This window comes from Amorphus orientalis (assembly GCF_030814015.1).
Classification (GTDB): Bacteria; Pseudomonadota; Alphaproteobacteria; order Rhizobiales; family Amorphaceae; genus Amorphus; species Amorphus orientalis.
In genome coordinates this window covers 45,246-63,951 of sequence record NZ_JAUSUL010000005.1, presented here as the reverse complement: position 1 = coordinate 63,951, position 18,706 = coordinate 45,246, and the positions used below count along the sequence as shown (strand labels likewise).

Annotated in this window: 18 protein-coding genes; 8 read left to right on the top strand and 10 right to left on the bottom strand. The window is 64.5% G+C overall.

The annotated features are described in order from the left end of the window. Window positions 1-105: 105 nt before the first annotated feature. Window positions 106-1,023, top strand: coding sequence for an MBL fold metallo-hydrolase (locus J2S73_RS19040; protein ID WP_306887262.1), 918 nt, complete (start codon window positions 106-108; stop codon window positions 1,021-1,023). A 12-nt stretch (window positions 1,024-1,035) separates the two neighbouring features. Here the strand turns inward: J2S73_RS19040 and J2S73_RS19035 are convergent, their stop codons facing one another. Continuing rightward, window positions 1,036-2,688 carry a long-chain-fatty-acid--CoA ligase gene (locus J2S73_RS19035; protein ID WP_306887261.1) on the bottom strand — a complete coding sequence of 551 codons (1,653 nt, stop codon included), beginning with the start codon at window positions 2,686-2,688 and terminating at the stop codon, window positions 1,036-1,038. Between the two features lie 940 nt (window positions 2,689-3,628). Here J2S73_RS19035 and J2S73_RS19030 point away from each other — a divergent pair. Beyond that, window positions 3,629-4,033, top strand: a complete 405-nt coding sequence (locus tag J2S73_RS19030; RefSeq protein ID WP_306887260.1) for an acyl-CoA thioesterase — start codon at window positions 3,629-3,631, stop codon at window positions 4,031-4,033. Between the two features lie 9 nt (window positions 4,034-4,042). Here J2S73_RS19030 and J2S73_RS19025 read toward each other — a convergent pair whose 3' ends face one another. After that, entirely contained in the window at window positions 4,043-6,373 is a 2,331-nt protein-coding gene (locus tag J2S73_RS19025) for a P-loop NTPase (RefSeq protein WP_306887259.1), read from the bottom strand. Between the two features lie 436 nt (window positions 6,374-6,809). On the opposite strand from J2S73_RS19025, the gene J2S73_RS19020 reads away from it, so the two are divergent. The 3 genes from J2S73_RS19020 (at window position 6,810) to J2S73_RS19010 (ending at window position 9,306) form a co-directional block, all read left to right on the top strand. After that, on the top strand, window positions 6,810-6,956 hold the full coding sequence (locus J2S73_RS19020) for a hypothetical protein (protein ID WP_306887258.1): 147 nt from the start codon (window positions 6,810-6,812) through the stop codon (window positions 6,954-6,956). Window positions 6,957-7,339: 383 nt separating this feature from the next. Next, a complete protein-coding gene (locus tag J2S73_RS19015) occupies window positions 7,340-7,492 on the top strand; it encodes a hypothetical protein (RefSeq protein ID WP_306887257.1) in 153 nt (50 codons plus the stop codon). Window positions 7,493-8,325: 833 nt separating this feature from the next. Beyond that, window positions 8,326-9,306, top strand: a complete 981-nt coding sequence (locus tag J2S73_RS19010) for a magnesium transporter CorA family protein (RefSeq protein WP_306887256.1) — start codon at window positions 8,326-8,328, stop codon at window positions 9,304-9,306. Between the two features lie 17 nt (window positions 9,307-9,323). On the opposite strand, the gene J2S73_RS19005 is transcribed toward J2S73_RS19010, so the two are convergent. Both J2S73_RS19005 and pdxH read right to left on the bottom strand, forming a co-directional pair. Next, complete coding sequence (locus J2S73_RS19005) at window positions 9,324-9,953, bottom strand: class I SAM-dependent methyltransferase (RefSeq protein ID WP_306887255.1); 630 nt, start codon at window positions 9,951-9,953, stop codon at window positions 9,324-9,326. A gap of 24 nt (window positions 9,954-9,977) precedes the next feature. Then, complete coding sequence (gene pdxH, locus J2S73_RS19000; protein ID WP_306887484.1) at window positions 9,978-10,598, bottom strand: pyridoxamine 5'-phosphate oxidase; 621 nt, start codon at window positions 10,596-10,598, stop codon at window positions 9,978-9,980. A gap of 32 nt (window positions 10,599-10,630) precedes the next feature. Here pdxH and J2S73_RS18995 point away from each other — a divergent pair, with 32 nt between their 5' ends. Continuing rightward, on the top strand, window positions 10,631-11,101 hold the full coding sequence (locus J2S73_RS18995; protein WP_306887254.1) for an RT0821/Lpp0805 family surface protein: 471 nt from the start codon (window positions 10,631-10,633) through the stop codon (window positions 11,099-11,101). A gap of 233 nt (window positions 11,102-11,334) precedes the next feature. Beyond that, entirely contained in the window at window positions 11,335-12,339 is a 1,005-nt protein-coding gene (locus J2S73_RS18990) for a DnaJ C-terminal domain-containing protein (protein WP_306887253.1), read from the top strand. Here J2S73_RS18990 and J2S73_RS21670 read toward each other — a convergent pair. The 4 genes from J2S73_RS21670 to J2S73_RS18975 all read right to left on the bottom strand — a co-directional run bounded on the left by J2S73_RS21670 (window position 12,239) and on the right by J2S73_RS18975 (window position 15,181). Further along, window positions 12,239-13,030, bottom strand: a complete 792-nt coding sequence (locus J2S73_RS21670; protein WP_370874467.1) for a pyroglutamyl-peptidase I — start codon at window positions 13,028-13,030, stop codon at window positions 12,239-12,241. The genes J2S73_RS18990 and J2S73_RS21670 overlap by 101 nt on opposite strands. Continuing rightward, window positions 13,027-14,049 (bottom strand): methylmalonyl Co-A mutase-associated GTPase MeaB, encoded by a 1,023-nt coding sequence (gene meaB / locus J2S73_RS18985; RefSeq protein WP_306887252.1) that lies wholly within the window; start codon window positions 14,047-14,049, stop codon window positions 13,027-13,029. Before meaB ends, J2S73_RS21670 begins: the two co-directional genes overlap by 4 nt. A gap of 106 nt (window positions 14,050-14,155) precedes the next feature. Further along, window positions 14,156-14,707, bottom strand: coding sequence for a DUF1131 family protein (locus J2S73_RS18980; protein WP_306887251.1), 552 nt, complete (start codon window positions 14,705-14,707; stop codon window positions 14,156-14,158). 54 nt (window positions 14,708-14,761) lie between these two features. Beyond that, window positions 14,762-15,181: a DUF3574 domain-containing protein gene (locus J2S73_RS18975; RefSeq protein ID WP_306887250.1), complete on the bottom strand. Its 420-nt coding sequence runs from the start codon at window positions 15,179-15,181 to the stop codon at window positions 14,762-14,764. 292 nt (window positions 15,182-15,473) lie between these two features. Between J2S73_RS18975 and J2S73_RS18970 the strand changes: the two genes are divergently transcribed. Beyond that, window positions 15,474-16,019, top strand: a complete 546-nt coding sequence (locus J2S73_RS18970) for a glyoxalase superfamily protein (RefSeq protein ID WP_306887249.1) — start codon at window positions 15,474-15,476, stop codon at window positions 16,017-16,019. 41 nt (window positions 16,020-16,060) lie between these two features. Here J2S73_RS18970 and J2S73_RS18965 read toward each other — a convergent pair whose 3' ends face one another. Together J2S73_RS18965 and scpA are read right to left on the bottom strand one after the other, a co-directional pair. Beyond that, window positions 16,061-16,531, bottom strand: a complete 471-nt coding sequence (locus tag J2S73_RS18965; protein WP_306887248.1) for a cytidine deaminase — start codon at window positions 16,529-16,531, stop codon at window positions 16,061-16,063. Window positions 16,532-16,541: 10 nt separating this feature from the next. Next, window positions 16,542-18,704: a methylmalonyl-CoA mutase gene (gene scpA / locus J2S73_RS18960; RefSeq protein WP_306887247.1), complete on the bottom strand. Its 2,163-nt coding sequence runs from the start codon at window positions 18,702-18,704 to the stop codon at window positions 16,542-16,544. Window positions 18,705-18,706: the final 2 nt, after the last annotated feature.

Sequence of the window (18,706 nt, the reverse complement as noted above, 5' to 3'; positions counted from 1 at the left end):
CCCTCGCAAGACGCGCGTCGTGCGACAATCGACCTTTCCAGAACCAATCTGTATGGGTGTGGGAAAGCCGCTCTTCACGTCCCGGCCGATCCGATGGAGCCCGAGTTGCCCGCATTGACCCACGACCGCCAGTTCGACCCGCGCTACGGCGAAGCCGTGACCGTTGCGCCGGGCGTGCGGCGCTTGACCGCACGCAACCCGAGCCCGATGACCTTTCACGGCACCAACACCTATCTGATCGGCGACGATCCGGTGGCCGTGATCGACCCCGGACCGGGCTTTCCGGAGCACATCGAATCGCTGAAACAGGTGCTGGCCGGCCGCACCGTCAGCCATATCCTGGTCACCCACACCCATGCCGACCACTCCACAGCCGCGGCGGAGCTGGCGGCGGCGACAGGGGCGCCGACCGTTGGCGAGGGGCCGCACCGGGCGGGTCGCGCCCTGCGCGAAGGCGAGACCAATGCGCTGGAGGCCTCCGGCGACGTGGCGTTCCGTCCCGACATCGCGGTTGCCCACGGCGACCGTCTGGAGGCCGGCGGCCGGACCTTGGAGGTGATCGCGACGCCGGGCCACACCGTGAACCATCTCTGCTTCGGTCTCGCCGACGAACGTCTCCTGTTTTCCGGCGATCACGTCATGGTCTGGTCGACGACCATCGTCGCGCCGCCGGACGGCGTGATGGCCGACTACATGGCCTCGCTGGACGTGCTGCTCGCCCGCGACGACCGCCGCTACCTGCCTGGCCACGGCGGTGCGGTGGAGGATCCCGGCAGCTATGTCGAGGCACTCAGGGGGCACCGGCAGAAGCGGGAGGAGGCGATCGTGCGGGCGCTTGCCGACGGACCGCGCACGATCCCGGAGATGGTCCGCGCGATCTATGTCGCCCTCGATCCCGGACTCCGGAAGGCGGCCGGGCTGTCGCTGCTGGCGCATCTGGAGGATCTGGTCGAACGCGGCACCGTGGAGGCGGCGCCTTCGGTGACCTTCGACGCCACCTACCGGCTCGCCTCCGGCGCCTGATCCGGGCGGACGCTACCGGGCTGCGTCGTCCGGCCCGGTGCCGTCGGCGAACCTGTAGCTCCCGAACATGTCGCGAAGCGCGGTCTTCTTGATCTTGCCGGTCGCCGTGTGGGGGATCTCGTCGACCATGAGCACGTCGTCGGGGATCCAGAACTTCGCAGCCCGTTCGCCGATATAGGCCAGGATGTCCTGCTTGTCGGGCTCGGCGCCGGGCTTCGGCACGACGATCAGGAGCGGCCGCTCGTCCCATTTCGGATGGGCGATGCCGATGACGGCCGCTTCCGCCACGTCCGGGTGGCCGACGGCGATGTTCTCCAGGTCGATGGACGAGATCCATTCGCCGCCCGACTTGATCACGTCCTTGGACCGATCGGTGATGCGCATGTAGCCGTTGGGATCGATCACGGCCACGTCGCCGGTGTCGAAGAAACCTTCCTCGTCGAGGATCTCGCCGCCGGCGCCCTTGTAGTAGGACCGCGCCACTGCCGGGCCGCGCACCTTCAGCCGGCCGAAGGTCTTGCCGTCCCAGGGCTGCCGGTTGCCGGCGTCGTCGGTGATCTTCATCTCCACCGTGATCGGCGGGTGGCCCTGGGTCTCCTGCAGGTCGAGCTTCTCCGCCCCGGTCAGATGCGCGACGGCCGGCTTGATCGAGCACACCGAGCCGAGCGGGCTCATCTCCGTCATGCCCCAGGCGTGCAGCACGTCGACGCCGTAGCGCTCCTGGAAGGCTTCCGTCATGGCGCGCGGGCAGGCCGAGCCGCCGATCACCACCCGGTCGAGATCGGGCAGGCTGCCGCCCTGGGCATCCAGATGGTGCAGCAGCGCCAGCCAGACCGTCGGCACGGCGGCGGTCATGGTGACGCGGTACTCCGTCAGAAGCTGGTAGATCGAGGCGCCGTCCATCCCGGCGCCGGGCATGACCAGCGCCGACCCGTTCAGCGGCGCTGAGAAGGCGAGCGACCAGCCGTTGGCGTGGAACATCGGCACCACCGGCATCACCGTGTCGCGGGAGCCGAGCCCCAGCATGTCCACGGCGGACATGGAGAAGGCGTGCAGCATGTTGGAGCGGTGGGAATAGAGCACGCCCTTGGGCTTGCCCGTGGTGCCCGACGTGTAGCAGAGCCCCGCCGCGGCATTCTCGTCCAGGTCGCGCCAGGCGAAGTCGGCGTCCACCTCGGCGATGAAGCTCTCGTAGGGGACTGCGTTCCTGAGGCGGGTCTCCGGCATCGACGCCGCGTCGGTCAGCACCACCACCGTCTCGATCGTCGTGAGCTGATCGGCAATCTCCTCCACCAGCGGCACGAAGGTCAGGTCCACGAACAGGATCCGGTCCTCCGCGTCGTTGATCAGCCAGGCGATCTCGTCGCGGAACAGGCGCGGATTGACCGTGTGATAGACCGCGCCAAGGCCCAGAATCCCGTACCAAAGCTCCAGGTGCCGCACGGTGTTCCAGGCGAGTGTGGCGACCCGGTCGCCCTCGCGGATGCCGTGGCGCTCCAGCCGCTTGGCGACCTGCAGAGAGCGCGCGCGCACTTCCCGATAGGTGGTGGTGTGGATCGGCCCCTCGACCGTCCGGGTCACGATCGTGCGGTCGCCGTGGAGGGTGGCGGCGTGGTCGATGATCTTGTGGCACAGGAGCGGCCACTCCTGCATGAGACCCTGCATGGGCTGTTCTCCCTGGAAGGCGAAGGTCGGAAGGTCGTCTTCTTGTTGGGGGCGAGGGTAGGGACATCGCACCGGCGGTGTCCAGTTTCTCGCGCGCCGAGTGGGCGCGGCAGATTCGTCTCCGCTCACGCGAGCTGGTTTGCTCGGCTCGTTATCGCTCACGCCGAGTGCGCTAAAGCGCACCGGCTGCGCGGGCGCGCCATCTCCCTTTTCCCGGTCGCTTCGCTCCGCGCCTCTTGACTGGCCGGCCGACAGTCGTCGGCTGGTGGGTGAAATACGGTGCGGCCGCGGTTTGCCTTCCCGAGGCCAGCCCCAATCTCCGCTCATTCCCGCGGAAGCGGGAATCCAGGGCCATACGGTCGGCGCCGGACAAACCCGCCCTGGACTGTCTTTTGCCGCTCACGCGAGCTCGCTTCGCTCACCGCTGCGCGGGCGCGGCCAAGTGTGGCCGGCCGACAGTCGTCGTCTGGTGGGTGAAATACGGCGCGACCTCAGTTCGCGTTCCGGAGCATAACCCCAATCTCCGCTCATTCCCGCGGAAGCGGGAATCCAGGGCCCCAGACCGCAGCTTCAGAGCTTGATCGCCCTGGACTGTCTTTTGCCGCTCACGCGAGTTCGCTTCGCTCACCGCTCCGCGGGGGCGGCCAAGTGTGGCCGGCGCGCAGTCGCGCGCTGGTGGGAGTGTTACGGAAAGGGCGAGCAAGGTGTGGGCATCCGAAAAGCGAGCCGAGTCCGCGCCGTATTTCACCCACCAGCGGACGACCGTCCGCCGCCCGGTCAGGGCGCGCCCGCGCAGCCGTCGCGCAAAGCGCGACCGGCGTGAGCAGAAACAAACACCACCCAACACACGCTCTTCACACACGACCCACGCGGGGTATTCTCAACCGAAGTGATCCGGGCACAGGCCGGCGTCCGAACGAGAATCCTGGGGGGAGGGGACATGGCCGACGACACGCCGACACGCGACAGGGACCGGCATCCGCCCGAGGAGGCGCCGGTGATCCGCACCGTCGCCATGCCGGCCGACACCAACCCGGCCGGCGACATCTTCGGCGGCTGGCTGATGTCCCAGATGGACCTTGCCGCCGGCAACGTCGCCGCCCGCCGCGCCAAGGGCCGCTGCGCCACCATCTCGGTGGAGGCGCTCACCTTCCTGTCGCCGGTGCACGTGGGCGACGAGGTCAGCCTCTATGCCGACATCGTCCACACCGGCCGCACCTCGCTCGCCATCCATGTGGAGGCCTGGCGCCGCCCGCGCGAAAGCGAAGAGTGCATCAAGGTGACGGAAGCCAAGTTCACCTTCGTCGCCATCGGCGAAGACGGAAAGTCGAGGGCGCTGCCGTGAGGGGATAGACTAATTTAACCGTTCTATGTCTTTTAAGAGTCGCCTTGCATACCGCAGAGATGGGGTTTTATGTATTTCTTCCTTCAACCACGTTTTTGCCTTAGTTGTATATGCAAGAGATTCTGCGCCTGGAAATACTGAATTGAATTTAATCGCTTGTTCCGAAAAGCGTAGTGCGTGATTCGTTTGACGTTTGTCATATTCATGACATGCCTCCAATATCTCCATGCTGCGAACTAAATTATGTTTCAGAGAGCGGTCGCTTGCCGCCTTATCGATGTTTGCGTCGAAGAGCAGGCGGGCATGTGTGTGTCTAATATTGGGATTTTTGTTCTTTGACTCGGTGAGTGCCTCGTCAATGTATTTAAAAGCTAAGCCATATTGCTTTTTTGCCCCTAAAAAAATTGCTAGTTGTTGTTTTAGAAAATAATTTTTGTCCTCTTTATAGACTCTCAAATAGAATTTTTCGCCCTCTTTCCAGTCTTGAAACACACGCTCCGCATAGCCGTTCCTGTACCCAAACCTCTTAAAATTAGAGTATCTGGGAATGAATAAGCGAGGAACCTTCGTGTGAAAGTCCAGATAGACTCTTCCAAAGTCCATATTCCTGCAGCGGTCAACAACTGTCTCCGCAATCAATTGGGACCTTGGGGTAAAGTGGTCCTGAGTGTCATCAAGGTCGACAAATTGAGCATTATTGGTGTCAACCTCTGACAATAATTTTCCGAGTCGTTCCAGGACTCCATATACTTTAACATAATCACCGCCTGCTCCAATAAATCGACTCACCACATCAAATGAAACGGGTGAGTGGCAAGAATATACATAGCAAATCATTACAAAAAGATCGTGAAGCTCGATCTGCGTACTCCTCAGTTTAATCAGAACATCCTTAAATCTATCTGAAATAGAGGGGCCGACCACATTTTTCTCAATAAATTCAAATGTAGACGGCCAAATTTGTAGCTCTACTTCGGGTACCGTCATTCGGTTCTCTCTAATGACGGGAGGGATTGAGTCATATATATTCTGATAATCGTCTTCATTTAGATCTGAGCAGTCCAGATTTGTAAATCGATCAGATTTGAATCTGTGCGATCCAAACCCAATGTTGATTGATCGGTCAGCTGCGACAATTTGAATATCTTTGCAGTTGCTCAGAATGTCTAGGGCGTCCACGCTGTCGCCGGCGTTATCTATAAATAAAAGAAGTTTTCCTTTACCTTCGATCTTCGATACGATCTGCGTAGCTTTCTCTGGCGTTAAATTTTCTTCAAAGATCTTAATTTGATTTGTGTCATAATACGCAGCTGCTTGCATGAGTATTGTGGACTTCCCGCAGACAGGAATGCCGGACAGCAAAACATTTCGACCTGAATCAATATGGTTTATAATTCTGTTGTATTTTTTTGTCGTCGGAATTCGCTGACTTAATATGTCGTGCCAGACTGGAGCGTGTCCGCGAAAATAGTCGGTAATTGGCCGAACAGGGGCTTCATTTAGCGAGGGTATTCTGCCCGTCGAAAAGGATGCCGCATTTAATTCTGAAGAAGCGGGGCGCGTTATCTCTGAGGCCCTAATATTGAAGTAATCTATTATTGATTCTGTGTCTCCAATAATTATCTCAAATCCCAGAGACTTAAAGTAATCAACGTATGCTTTTTCGTCCGTCCTAAGTTGAATCCATTTCGATTTTGGCTGAGCTGGTGTGGTGAAATGATGGCTTAGCGCTTGCAGCGTTCCTGCATCTTTAAATGAATATCCCAAGAAAATTGTGGGATCTTTGAGAAGGCAGCTTACCAAGTATTGGAACTGAGTAGGGTTATTTGCGAAAGCGGATGCTGTTTCGATTGGGGTAAAAGAAAAATCCGGCTCTGGATATAGTACGTTCCCATGAAGAGGAAGATATTCAACTGCGTCCCGATCTCCGAAGGTGGCGCCTTGTAGCAACAAGTCATTCAAATAACGCTCTTTGCTTTTGCTGAAAATTTTTGGCATAAGATCATCAATATTTGTAGTGAATATTCTTTTAACTTCAAGGGTTGTTATGCTTTCATAACGAGGGTCGTATTCGCCTATTTTGAATCTGTTTAGTAGGTATTCATTAAACTCGGTTCTGTTTTTTGATTTTATAATTTGGGAGACAAGCGGAAGATCGTGCTCTTGCAGGTCGGGGCGCGAGAATTTTATGCATAGTTCTTTTGTCAGGGCCAGTCCAGTTGGTAATTGTTCTTTGTTGTTGTCTCTTGCGAGTATTGAAAAAGCTGACCCCAGAAAGAGATTAAACCCCCTTCCTAGGGTGGCACGGAAGGAGGATTCGTTTTCAATTTGCATGGCCATCGATACCGCGCGGGATTATTGAGAAAGAATTGAGCAGAGTTTGTTTTCAAAGTGTGGACGTGTCAATTCTGCACGCCAAAATCGCAGTCGAGCCGCTCATCATGTTCCGGTGACGCCACGGCAAAATGATCGTTCAACCCTCCCTTAACCACTCCCTGCTATTCGGGATTATCGGGCTGGTGCCCGGTGCGGCGGGCGCGGTTTCGGCGGTCGGAACAAAACGTAGCGGTTCGTGAATGGATGTGCGGGCTTCGCGCCAGCTTCGACCCGGATGCTGGAGCAATGGAAACCGATACCGGTTTTTGAGCGCAGGTCCCGACACGCCAGTGCCGGGCGGGACCAGACAGGGACGCGTAGGGAGCTGTCCGCCGCACGTGCGGTGAGATCGTCCGCCGGACCTCCGGCAGGCTCCCTCATCAGGGAGAAAGACGGGACCATGGCCAGCACCGAAAGCCAACAGACCGCGGCTGCCAAGCCGAACCTCTGCGATCACTACAAGCCGGTCGGCATTCAGGCGGTTTCCGCCGCCGCGTCCTGCCGTGCACCGGCTCAGCCGGCGAAGTTCAGCAGCTGGGTAAGGTAGGGAACAACTCCCTCTATCGGTGACGTTGCGCTCCCGCCGCGCGGGCGCGGTGTGGGACTGCTTGAGCCGCGCGAAGGGCGGTCGCTAACCCCTGCTTAACCCTTCTCTCGAAGTGTTACAGATCGGCCGTGAAACGTGAACGAAAACACGGCTTTCGACCCATCTCCGTCCAGATCGTGCCGCAATTGAGGGTGTCTCCTGAGGGTCGGCGCACGGGGGTCGTGCGTCGCCTCCGGGACGGCCTGCGGGCGACGGGGGGTGTCGGTCTCCTCCGGCCGGGTCCGTCCATCGGGCGGGCGGCGCGGGGCGGCCAGTGTTGAAGTGCGTGTTCGGGCGGACGCGATCCGGCCGCGAACCGGTTTAGGGACGGAAAGGCCAGTCACATGGCTACCAACACCAGCGGAACAACCGCCTCCACCTGGAAGTCGAGCAGCAATCTCTGCGATCACTACAAGCCGGTCGGCATCCAGGCCGTTTCGGCGGCGGTGATCTGCCGGGCGCCGCAGCCGACGGTGAAGCCCGCCACCACCCGCTGAGAGCGGGGCGGGGGGAGTTATTTCGCTCACGCGAGTTCGCTTGCGCGCACCGGCTGCGCGGGCGCGAGACTCAAGTTTTGTCCCGGTCGCTTCGCTCCTCGCCTCTTGAGCGTCCGGCGCGCGGTCGTCCGCTGGCAGGTGAAATACGGAAAGGGCGCTCGAGGGACTTTGGGGCGCCGGTCTAATCTCCGCTCACCCCGGCGAAAGCCGGGGTCCAGGGCGTTTTTTGCGCGCGCTTGCCGTATGGCCCTGGATTCCCGCCTTCGCGGGAATGAGCGGAGTGTTTGGCTTGCGCCGGACACGCCTGACGGGCTCAGCCGTATCGCACCATCAGCGGACGACCGTCCGCCTGCCATCCAAGAGGCGCGGAGCGAAGCGACAGGGACCAGGAAGATGGCCGCGCCCGCGCAGCCGGTGCGCGCAAGCGCACTCGGCGTGAGCGGCAAAAACCAACCAAATCACCCGCAGCCTCTGAAGTCTTCCGCCCTGGATTCCCGCTTTCGCGGGAATGAGCGGAGTGTGTGGCTTGTGCCGGACAAGCCTGACAGCCCCTACCGTATCGCTCCAGCCAGCGGACGACCGTCCGCCGGCCGGAGGCCGCGCCCGCGGAGCGGTGAGCGAAGCGAACTCGCGTGAGCGGAGACGAATCTGCCGCGCCCACCCGGAGCCGGTGCGCGTCAGCGCACTCGGCGTGAGGGGAAAAGCAAACCGAACTCGTTCGGCGTGAGCGACAAAAACCGCTCCCCCAACTCCTCAATTTCCCCCGTCGCAAAAAGCCGATAAGCAGTCACGGACGCCCGCGGCGCGGGCAGGGGCTCGTCCGGGGTGCGTGCATGCTGACCTATTTTGTTCCCGAAGCGTCGGCGCTGGCGCGTTACAGCGGCGAGGAGCGCAAGGGACCGCTGCCGCGCACCGCGACCTGGGTCGATCTGGAAAGCCCGACGGACCGCGAGATCGCCCGGGTGGAGGCGATGACAGGCGTGCAGCTGCCGACCCGGCAGCAGATGACCGAGATCGAAAGCTCCAGCCGCTTCTACCAGGACGACGAGGCGCTGGTGATGACCGCGTCGCTGGTCCGGGTGGTGGACAACGGCCAGCCGGCGATCGCGCCGGTGACCTTCATCCTGCGCAAGGACCGGCTGGTGACGCTGCGCTTCGAGGGGCCGCGCGCGTTCGAGATGGTGGCCGCCAAGGTCCAGCGCGCCCACGCCAACTGCCAGAGCGGCAGCAGCGTGCTGTTCGAACTCCTGAACACCGCCGTCGACCGCACCGCGGACATCCAGGAGGTGGTCGCCTCGCGGCTGGAGGAGATCGCCCGCACGATCTTCGAGACCGGGGTGCGCGACCGCCGCGACGACCCGGACATGAATTCGGCGATCAAGTCGATCGGCCGGCTCGGGATCCTGACGCTGCGCATCCAGGACAGCCTGATGAGCCTGGAGCGCATGGCGGCCTTTCTCGGCCACCACGTCGGCACCGCCGGGATCAGCCCGGAGGACCAGGGCAAGCTCGACACGATCCACCGGGACGTGCGGTCACTCACCGAGCACGCTGACGCGCTGGATTCCAAGGCGAACTTCCTGCTGGACGCCACCCTCGGCCTGGTCAGCCTGCACCAGAACCAGATCGCCCAGATCTTCTCGGTGATGGCGGTGCTGTTTTTGCCGCCGACCCTGATCGCTTCCAGCTACGGGATGAACTTCCAGGACATGCCGACCCTCGACTGGCGGCTCGGCTTTCCGTTTTCCATCATCCTGATGGTGGTGTCCGCGATCGCCTGCTGGGCGGTCTTCCGCTGGCGGCGCTGGTTGTAGGCGGCTTGCGGGCCGACTCAGGTCTTGCGGGCGACGACGAACCGCGCCGGCGGCGATTTCGGGAAGACGCCGGTCTCCAGGATCTCGAAGCCCGCCTCGGCGATGGTTCGGTCCAGCTCCGCTACCTTCAGGAAGGCGACGGCCTTCGGCGCCATGCCGATCGCCTTCATGACCGGGATCACGACCCGTAGCACGCCGGGTCGGTCGCCCAGACAGACGGTTTTGGAGACGAAGAGGCCGCCGGGCTTCAGGGCGTCGTGGACGGCGCGGATGGCCTCTGCCGGGTCCTCGGTCAGGTGGAACAGGTTGAACGCCAGCACGGCATCCCGCGGCGGCCCGTCGGCGAGCGCGGAGAAGACGTCCGCGTGGGCGAAGGTGGCGTTCGTCGCGCCCTGCTTCGCCGCCTTCTCCCGGGCGATGGCGATCATCTCGGAGGAGATGTCGGTGGCGGTGATGTGGCCGACGCAGTCGGCGAGCCGAAGCGCCGTGGTTCCGGTGCCGCAGCCGAGTTCGACCACCGAGTCCGCGCCTGCCAGATGGGCCCGGGTACGCTCCATGGTGTGATCGTAGCTCGCCATGTCGGCCACGGGCCTGCGGGCATATTTACGGGCCTGTCGGTCCCAGAAGGTCTCTGAATCGGGCGCCACCGGTGTCTCCTGGAACGTGTGGTTTCAGGGATAAAGCCGTGTCTTCGACCAGCCGTGGCCGATCTCCGGCCGGGCGAACACGATGCGGTCGTGCAGGCGGAACGGCCGGTCGTGCCAGAACTCGATCTGCAGCGGCTTGATGCGGAAGCCGGACCAGTGGGGCGGGCGGGGAATGTCGCCGATCCCGAACTTGGCGGTGTAGCGCGCCACGGCGCCTTCCAGCGCGAACCGGCTTTCCAGCGGCTCGGACTGTTTCGACGCCCAGGCGCCGATGCGGCTGCCGCGCGGCCGGGAGTGGAAATAGGCGTCGGCCTCTTCCTCCGTCACCGTCTCCACGGGGCCGCGGACCCGCACCTGCCGCCGCAGGCTCTTCCAGTGAAACAGCAGGGCCGCCTTGCCGGTGGCGAGGATTTCCCGGCCCTTGGCGCTCTCGAAGTTCGTGTAGAAGACGAAGCCCTGGGTATCGAAGCCCTTCAGGAGAACCATCCGCACGTCGGGCAGTCCATCGGTGTCGACGGTGGCGACCGCCATCGCGTTGGGATCATTGATCTCCTTTTCCGTGGCCTCCTCGAGCCAGGCGCCGAACAGGCCGAACGGATCCTCCTCCTCGGAGAAGTCACGGCTCGTTAACTCCTCCGGCGGCACAGTATCGCTCTTGGTCATTGAGGATGGCTCCAGTGTCGATTGATGCTTGCGCCCGTTATATCGCGCCGCGCGCCCGGCGCCATCGGACGCATGTCGCAGTTCTGGTCTCGTGTGTCACTCTCGGCGGCTGCGCCTTCTTCGGCGGCAGCGAGACGATGCTGGCTGCGAGTGACACGACGGCGTCCGTCGCCGCCCAGCCCGATCCGCTTCTGGCCGAAACCGGACTGGATACCGCCGATCTCGATGCGCTGGCCTTTTCACTGGGCAGCGATCCGCTCACCCCGGAGGCGGAGCGGACCTGGTCGAACCCCGAGGCCGGGACCACCGGACGGCTGATCGAGGTGACCGACGTGCCGGCCCCCTCAGGCGGCCTGTGCCGGTCCTTCGTTACCTCCGTGAACGCGCCGAGCGGCCTGTTCCTGCTGTCCGGCATCGGCTGCCGGCGCGAGGACGGAAACTGGGTGATCGACGGACTCGCCCCGGCAACCAGCGCGCAAGGCTGAGGCCAGCCTCGCGCGGTCCTGAAACCCACGGATCAAGCCGCAAGTCATTGAGATCAAAGCGGAAGGCGTGACGGGACGACGCGCCGGGCAGGGGATCGATCCGCCGGTGTTCTTCGCGCCATCGCTGGCAGCGCGGAGCGGAATCCCCTATATCTGACGCAACTGTGCGTCGCGCGGCCCGGTGGATGTGCCCGGCGTCGCGCGTGGTGAACCGTTTCGATCCGACGAGAGCGATGAGAGATCCCTACACCGTCTTGGGCGTTTCCAAGTCGGCGAGCGAGGCCGATATCAAGTCAGCCTATCGCCGTCTGGCCAAGGCCTATCATCCCGATCACAACGCCGACGACCCGCGCGCCAAGGAGCGTTTCGCCGAGGTCGGCACGGCCTATGAGATCCTGGGCGACAAGGAGAAGCGCGCCCAGTACGACCGCGGCGAGATCGATGCCGATGGCCGGCCGCGTGCCCATGCCTTCTCCGGCGCCGGCGGGTTCGATCCGTTTTCCGGCTTCGGCGGAGGCGGCGGGCGCGCTGCGGGCGCGGGCGGCGGCCGGTCGCGCACCTATCGCTACAGCTCCGGGGCCGGTCCGGACATCGACGATATCCTGCGCGATTTCATGGGCGGCTTCGGCGGCGGACGCGGTGCCGGAACGGGCGCAGGCGCCGGGCCGGGCGCGGGGGCCGAGCGCACCTGGAAATCGCCGGGAGAGCCGGGACGCGATGCGGAAGCCACCGTCACCGTCAGCCTCGAACAGATCGTCTCCGGAGAGAAGGCGCGCGTCGAACTGCCCACCGGCAAGACCGTCGCGATCACCATTCCGCCCGGCGTCACTTCCGGCCAGCAGGTGCGCCTGCGCGGGCAGGGCTTCCCCAATCCGACCGGTTCCGTGGCCGGTGACGCGCTGGTGACGATCAAGATCGCACCGCATCCGCTGTTCACACCGGCCGGATCAGACCTGAAGCTCGATCTGCCGGTGACGCTTTACGAGGCGGTGCTCGGCGACAAGGTCCGTGCGCCGACGCTCGAGGGCGCGGTCGAGCTCACGATCCCGTCGGGAACCAGCGGTGGCAAGATGCTCCGCCTGCGCGGCAAGGGACTGACCAAGAGCGGCGGCGGCCGCGGCGATCTGCTGGTGACCCTCAGGATCGCCTTGCCCGATTCCGCCGACGGCGACCTGGAAGACCTGATGCGCCGCTGGCGGAAACATTCCCCCTACGACCCGCGCAGCGACCTGAAATAGGCCGACGTAAGGCCCCTGATCCAGGCGCGTTCAGGACCTCCGCTACCAGGCGGATGACCGCCCCGGCAAGATCCGGCTCACGTGCCCCCGTCCGCAGTTTCGGCGGAGGCACGTGGACGAACAGCACCGGCGGTCGCGGCCGGCGATGGTGGGCCGCCCAGTCTAGCGCCGTCAGATAGGCCGCGTTGCAGAGATAGCGCCCGGGGTCGTCGGACAGCGCGATGCCCACGCCTGCGCGGTTCAGCCTTGCGACAAGGGCCGGCACGTCGACCGGCGTGCGACGCGAGGCGCCGTGGGGCTCGCGCTTCCATGTCATTTTCGGCCGGGCCCCGACGGCGTCCCTGAGGCTCCGACCGGCGGACGGGTGAGCCGTCCGTTCGATGCGGATGCCGCGGGCGTTGGTTGCCACGCCGGTCATCACGACCAGATCCGGATCGTGAGCATCGAGGCGGCGCGGAAGACCGGCCAGCATGGCCCATTCCGTCGGCAGGATCTCGGTGGCGACATCGATCCGGCGGTCCTGGCGGGCGAGGTCGTGGGCGACCCTGGCCGCGATCCGCTCGGTCGGGTTGACGGGCACCCCCGGAAACGGGCCGAAACCGGTGATGAGGACGCGCAGCGGTCCCGCGGGCCGGGTGCGGCGGGGCAGGCGCGGCGATTTCCCTTTGGCGTGCGCCGGCCGCGGTCTCAAATCTCTCCGAGCCCCATCATCTGCGCGATCTCGTCGGCGGCGACGGTCGCCGCGATCGATCCTTCGCCGACCGCGCTTTCCAGCTCCTTCAGCCGCGCCTTCACGTCCGGCCTAGTGAACAGCGCCGCCATCATCTGCTCGCGGATCATGGTCCACATCCAGGCGACCTGCTGGTGGTGCCGCTTGTCGTTGAACCGGCCGCTGGCCTGTCCGGTTTCCCGGTGGCGCCGGATCTCCTCCCAGAGCCGGTCGAGCCCGTCGCCGGTGGCGCCGGAGATGGTCAGGACCGGCGGCCGCCAGTCGGCGTCGGGCGAAGTCAGGATCTGCAGCGCGCTGCGATATTCCGCTGCCGCCTGCTTGGCGCGGGAGGCGTTGTCGCCGTCGGCCTTGTTGACGGCGATGATGTCGGCGATCTCGATGACGCCCTTCTTGATGCCCTGAAGTTCGTCGCCGGCGCCCGGCAGCCCGAGCACGAGGAAGGTGTCGACCATCTCCGCGACGGCCGTCTCCGACTGGCCGATGCCGACGGTTTCCACGATGACCACGTCGTAGCCGGCCGCCTCGCACAGGAGCATGCTTTCGCGGGTGCGTGCGGCCACGCCCCCCAGCGTGCCGGCGGAGGGGGAGGGACGGATGAAGGCGTTCGGGTCGTGGCCGAGCCGCTCCATGCGCGTCTTGTCGCCGAGGATCGAACCGCCGGTGCGGGTCGAGGACGGATCGACGGCGAGCACGGCCACCCGGTGGCCGGCCTCCGTCAGCATGGTGCCGAAGGCGTCGATGGTGGTCGACTTGCCGACGCCCGGCACTCCGGTGATGCCGAGTCGGACGCCGTTTCCGGTGTCGGGCAGAACCGCCTGCAAAAGGGCCCGAGCCCGGCGCCGGTGCTCGATCTTGCTGGATTCCACCGTGGTGATGGCGCGGGCCAGTGCGGCGCGCTTGCCAGTCCTCAGGCCCTCCAGGAGTCGGGTGACTTCGGGCTCGTCGGACGGGTCGGGCGTGAGGGGCGTCTGAGCTGTCATGAACCTGGAGAGTGCCGCAGATTCGACGCGACCGCGAGGGCGCAGCTTCATGTCCGACCGGGCAAAGACGCCCGATCGGAAACGGATCCGCTCCGGTCCCGGCCGATCACGGCTTCCAGATGATGCGCTGGAGCTCCGCGTCCTGCAGGTCCTCGGCGGACGGCAGGACGTCGAACGGGCCACGATATCCGGGGATTGCGAACACCAGCGTCACGTTCTCCGAGCGCCGCGCCGGACAGATCGCCATGCCGCGCCAGAGATTGTTGCCATTGCGGCAGCTGGAGCGGCTCACGCCGGCCTCGCGCAGGGACATGCCGATGCGCTCGCCGTTGGGGCCGGTCAGGTGCTGGGTCACGCCGTTGATCTCGCCGACCCGTCCGTCGCTGCCCTTGAAGAGCTGAATGACCTGGATGTCGTCGCGGAAGATGGCAAGCGTCCAGCCGGTCGAGTTCTCCCGCGCCATCTGCACCGTGCGTACGTCGGCCCAGGGCAGCGCCTCCTTGAAGGCGGCTTCGGAATAGCGGGTCGAGCCGTTGATCGGCCCGGCGCCGGCATCCGTGATCTGCAGGTAGGTCTGGGTGCTGTAGCTGGTGCCACCGCCGGACACGCAGCCGGCCAGCAGGGCCGCAAGCGCGGCGATCAACGCGAAACGAAACATGGAACGTCCTGGTTTGGCTGTGTGTGCCGGTCGACGAACGGCGGAACACGGGGGTCAGTTGGTGACGATTTCGACCATAGTACGGGTATGAAACACCGCGGCCCCCGGGAACCGTTCCTTGTACATTTCCTTGAGGCTTGCAAGGCTTTCGCGCGCGTCCGCGGTGTCGGCGTGCACGACGATCAGCACCTTGGTCTGTTCGCGCAGCATGGACCCACTGTCGCCGGTCCCGGTGCCGGTCTGACCGTAGGCGTTCAGGACCGTCAGCCCGTCGGGAAAGCGGGGCGTGACCTCGTCGGTCAGGAAGGCCACCCATTCCTGCTCGCTGATACCGCCGGCGGGGCTTCGCATCCCGAAATAAAGCGTCGATTGGACCGCTTTTGCCGTGTCCGGCGTCGCTTGTGCCATCGCGGCTCGCATCGGCGACAGGATGAGCAATGCGGCGGTTACCGCACACAGGATCGCGCGAATCACGTGGTGTCTCCCCGTTTTCGGTCTGGCGGACCCGTTGGAGCTGCAGGCAGGTGTGATGCACGTTCACGGTCCGCATTCTTCCGGCTCACACTGCATCGATCCAACAGTGGTGTCGAATGTGGATCGGTCAGCGTATTGTGATCTCGAGGGCCGGAGATGGCCCGCAGCTCGCGTCCCGTCGGGATATGGCGAACATCTCCAGATCGACCATCGCTGCCGTTTCCGATCATCGGGCGAAGGCGTTGGCAATGCGAGCGCCGACGACGGCTTCGCCTGGATGAGGAAAACGGACATGCGCGATTATCGCGACGCGAAGGCCATGGCCAAGGCGCTACGGGACACGCTCGCCGAGCGCGGCGTCGAGATCTCCCACAGCGCGGCGCTGGAAGTGGTCGCCCGGCAGTTCGGGCTGGCGACCTGGAACGTTCTTTCCGCCCGGATCGCTGCAGCCCAGCCGTCGGACACATCTGAAGTCCGCTTCGAACCGGCCGTCCCGATCGTGCGGATCTTCGACGTGTCCAAGGCGCATGAATTCTATCTCGGCTTTCTGGGCTTCAGCGTCGACTGGGAGCACCGCTTCGGCGATAACTTCCCGCTCTACACACAGGTCTCCCGGGCGGGAATACGGCTGCATCTTTCCGAACATTCCGGCGACGCGACCCCGGGCGGCAACATGATCGTCCCCATGCGTGGGATCCGAATATTTCAGCGGGAACTGGCGGCGAAGGACTACCGCTACATGAAACCGGGCGTGGAGGAGGTGGAAGACCGTCTCGAACTCCAGGTCACCGATCCGTTCGGCAACCGGATCCGGTTCATGGAGCTGGTGCCCCGCTGAGGCGGGGCCGCGATCGGATGATCGGCGATACTGGGCCCGTTTCAGAACCGCGGCAGGGATTGCGGCTCGAAAGCGTGAGGCAGGAGCTCGCCGATCGTGGTCGCAAGCACCCTGCCATAGTCGGCGGCGCAGCACAGGATCCGCACGTCCTGGGCGGGCCCGGCGAATTCCGCGATCATCTGCCGGCAGCGCCCGCACGGCGTGATGACAGGTGCCCGGCCGGGCACGCCGGCGATCGGAAAGCCGACCACGGCGACGGTCCGGATCTCCCGGTCGCCGGCGGTGTTGGCGGCGGCAAGTGCTGCGGCCTCCGCGCAGATCGTCAGACCATAGGACGCGTTTTCGAGGTTCGCGCCGGCATAGGTGGCGCTGGTCGCCGTGAGGATCGCGGCTCCCACGGCGAAGCGGGAATAGGGCGCATAGGCGCCGGCCGCCGCCTCGCGGGCCAGACGGCAGAGGTCCTGGTCGGCCTCGTCGAGGTCGGAGAAGGTCAGTTCGCTCTCTCCGGTCATCGCGCGCGGATCATTCCGCCGCCTGGCGCGGGCCGTAGCCGAGCTTCCCGTTCAAGGTGCCGATGAGATCGACGGCCGCGTCGGCGATCACCGTGCCGGGCGGGAAGATCGCGGCCGCCCCGTCGCGGTAGAGCGCGTCGTAGTCCTGGGGCGGGATGACGCCGCCGACCACGATCAGGATGTCTTCGCGGCCCTCGTCGGCCAGCGCCTTTTTGAGCGCCGGCACCAGCGACAGGTGACCGGCGGCCAGCGACGAGACGCCGACGATGTGCACGTCGTTCTCCACCGCCTGGCGCGCGCATTCCTCGGGGGTTGCGAAGAGCGGCCCGATGTCCACGTCGAAGCCCAGATCGGCAAACGCCGACGCGATCACCTTCTGGCCGCGGTCGTGGCCGTCCTGACCCATCTTCGCGACGAGGATGCGCGGCCGCCGGCCGTCGTTCTCCTCGAATTCTTCGACGAGCTTCTGGACCTTCTCGATCTTGTCGGACATCCGACCGCTCTCCCGCTTGTAGACGCCCGAGATCGTCCGGATCTCCGCCTTGTGGCGGCCGAACACCGCTTCCATCGCGTCGGAAATCTCGCCGACGGTCGCCTTCGCGCGGGCCGCCTCGATCGACAGCGCCAGCAGGTTGCCGCCCTCCGCTGCACCTTTGCTCAGCTTCTCCAGCGCGGCGGTGGTCGCGGCCTCGTCGCGCTCGGCCCGGAGCTTCTGCAGCTTTTCGATCTGGCGTGCACGAACCGCGGCGTTGTCGACCTTGAGGACCTCGATCTCGGCCTCGGACTCGGCGCGGTACTTGTTGACGCCGACCACGGTCTGGGTCCCAGAATCGATGCGCGCCTGGGTCTTGGCGGCGGCTTCCTCGATGCGCAGTTTCGGAACGCCTTCCTCGATTGCCTTGGCCATGCCGCCCAGGCTTTCGACCTCCTCGATATGGGCCATGGCGCGCACGGCGAGATCCGCCGTCAGCCGCTCCACATAGTAGGAGCCGCCCCACGGGTCGATCGGGGTGGTGGTGCCGGATTCGCTGGCCAGCAGGATCTGGGTGTTGCGCGCGATCCGGGCGGAGAAGTCGGTCGGCAGCGCCAGCGCCTCGTCGAGCGCGTTGGTGTGCAGGGACTGGGTGTGGCCCTGGGTGGCCGCCATCGCTTCCAGGCAGGTGCGGATCACGTTGTTGTAGACGTCCTGGGCGGTGAGCGACCAGCCGGAGGTCTGGCAGTGGGTCCTGAGCGACAGCGACTTGTCGGAGCCGGGCGCGAAGTTCTCCTTCATCAGCTTGGCCCAGAGCAGGCGCCCGGCCCGGAGCTTGGCGATCTCCATGAAGGTGTTCATGCCGATCGCCCAGAAGAAGGACAGGCGCGGCGCGAAGCTGTCGATCGGCAGGCCCGCGGCGACGCCGGCGCGGGCATATTCGATGCCGTCGGCGAGCGTGTAGGCGAGCTCCAGGTCCGCCGTCGCCCCGGCCTCCTGCATGTGATAGCCGGAGATCGAGATGGAGTTGAACTTCGGCATGTGCTCGGAAGTGTAGCCGAAGATGTCGGAGATGATCCGCATCGACGGCTTCGGCGGGTAGATGAAGGTGTTGCGGACCATGAACTCCTTCAGAATGTCGTTCTGAATGGTCCCGGCCAGCTTCTCCTGGGGAACGCCCTGTTCCTCCGCCGCTACGATGAACAGCGCCAGCACCGGCAGCACCGCGCCGTTCATGGTCATCGACACGGTCATGCGGTCGAGGGGGATGCCCTCGAACAGGGTGCGCATATCGTAGATGGAATCGATCGCCACGCCTGCCATGCCGACATCGCCGGCAACGCGCGGGTGATCGGAATCGTAGCCGCGATGGGTGGCCAGATCGAACGCCACCGACAGGCCCTTCTGTCCGGCCGCCAGATTGCGGCGGTAGAAGGCGTTGGAATCCTCCGCCGTGGAGAAGCCGGCATATTGCCGGATCGTCCAGGGCTGCTGGACGTACATGGTCGGATAGGGGCCGCGCACGAAGGGCGGGAGGCCGGGATAGCTTCCGGTGAAGCCGAGGCCGTCCCTGTCCGCCGGACCGTAGACCGGCTTGACGTCGATCTCTTCAGGCGTCCGCCAGGGCTCCGCGTCGGATTCCGGCGTCGCGAACTCCGGGGCGGACCACGGGATCTCGGAGAAATCGGGCACGACCGTCATCG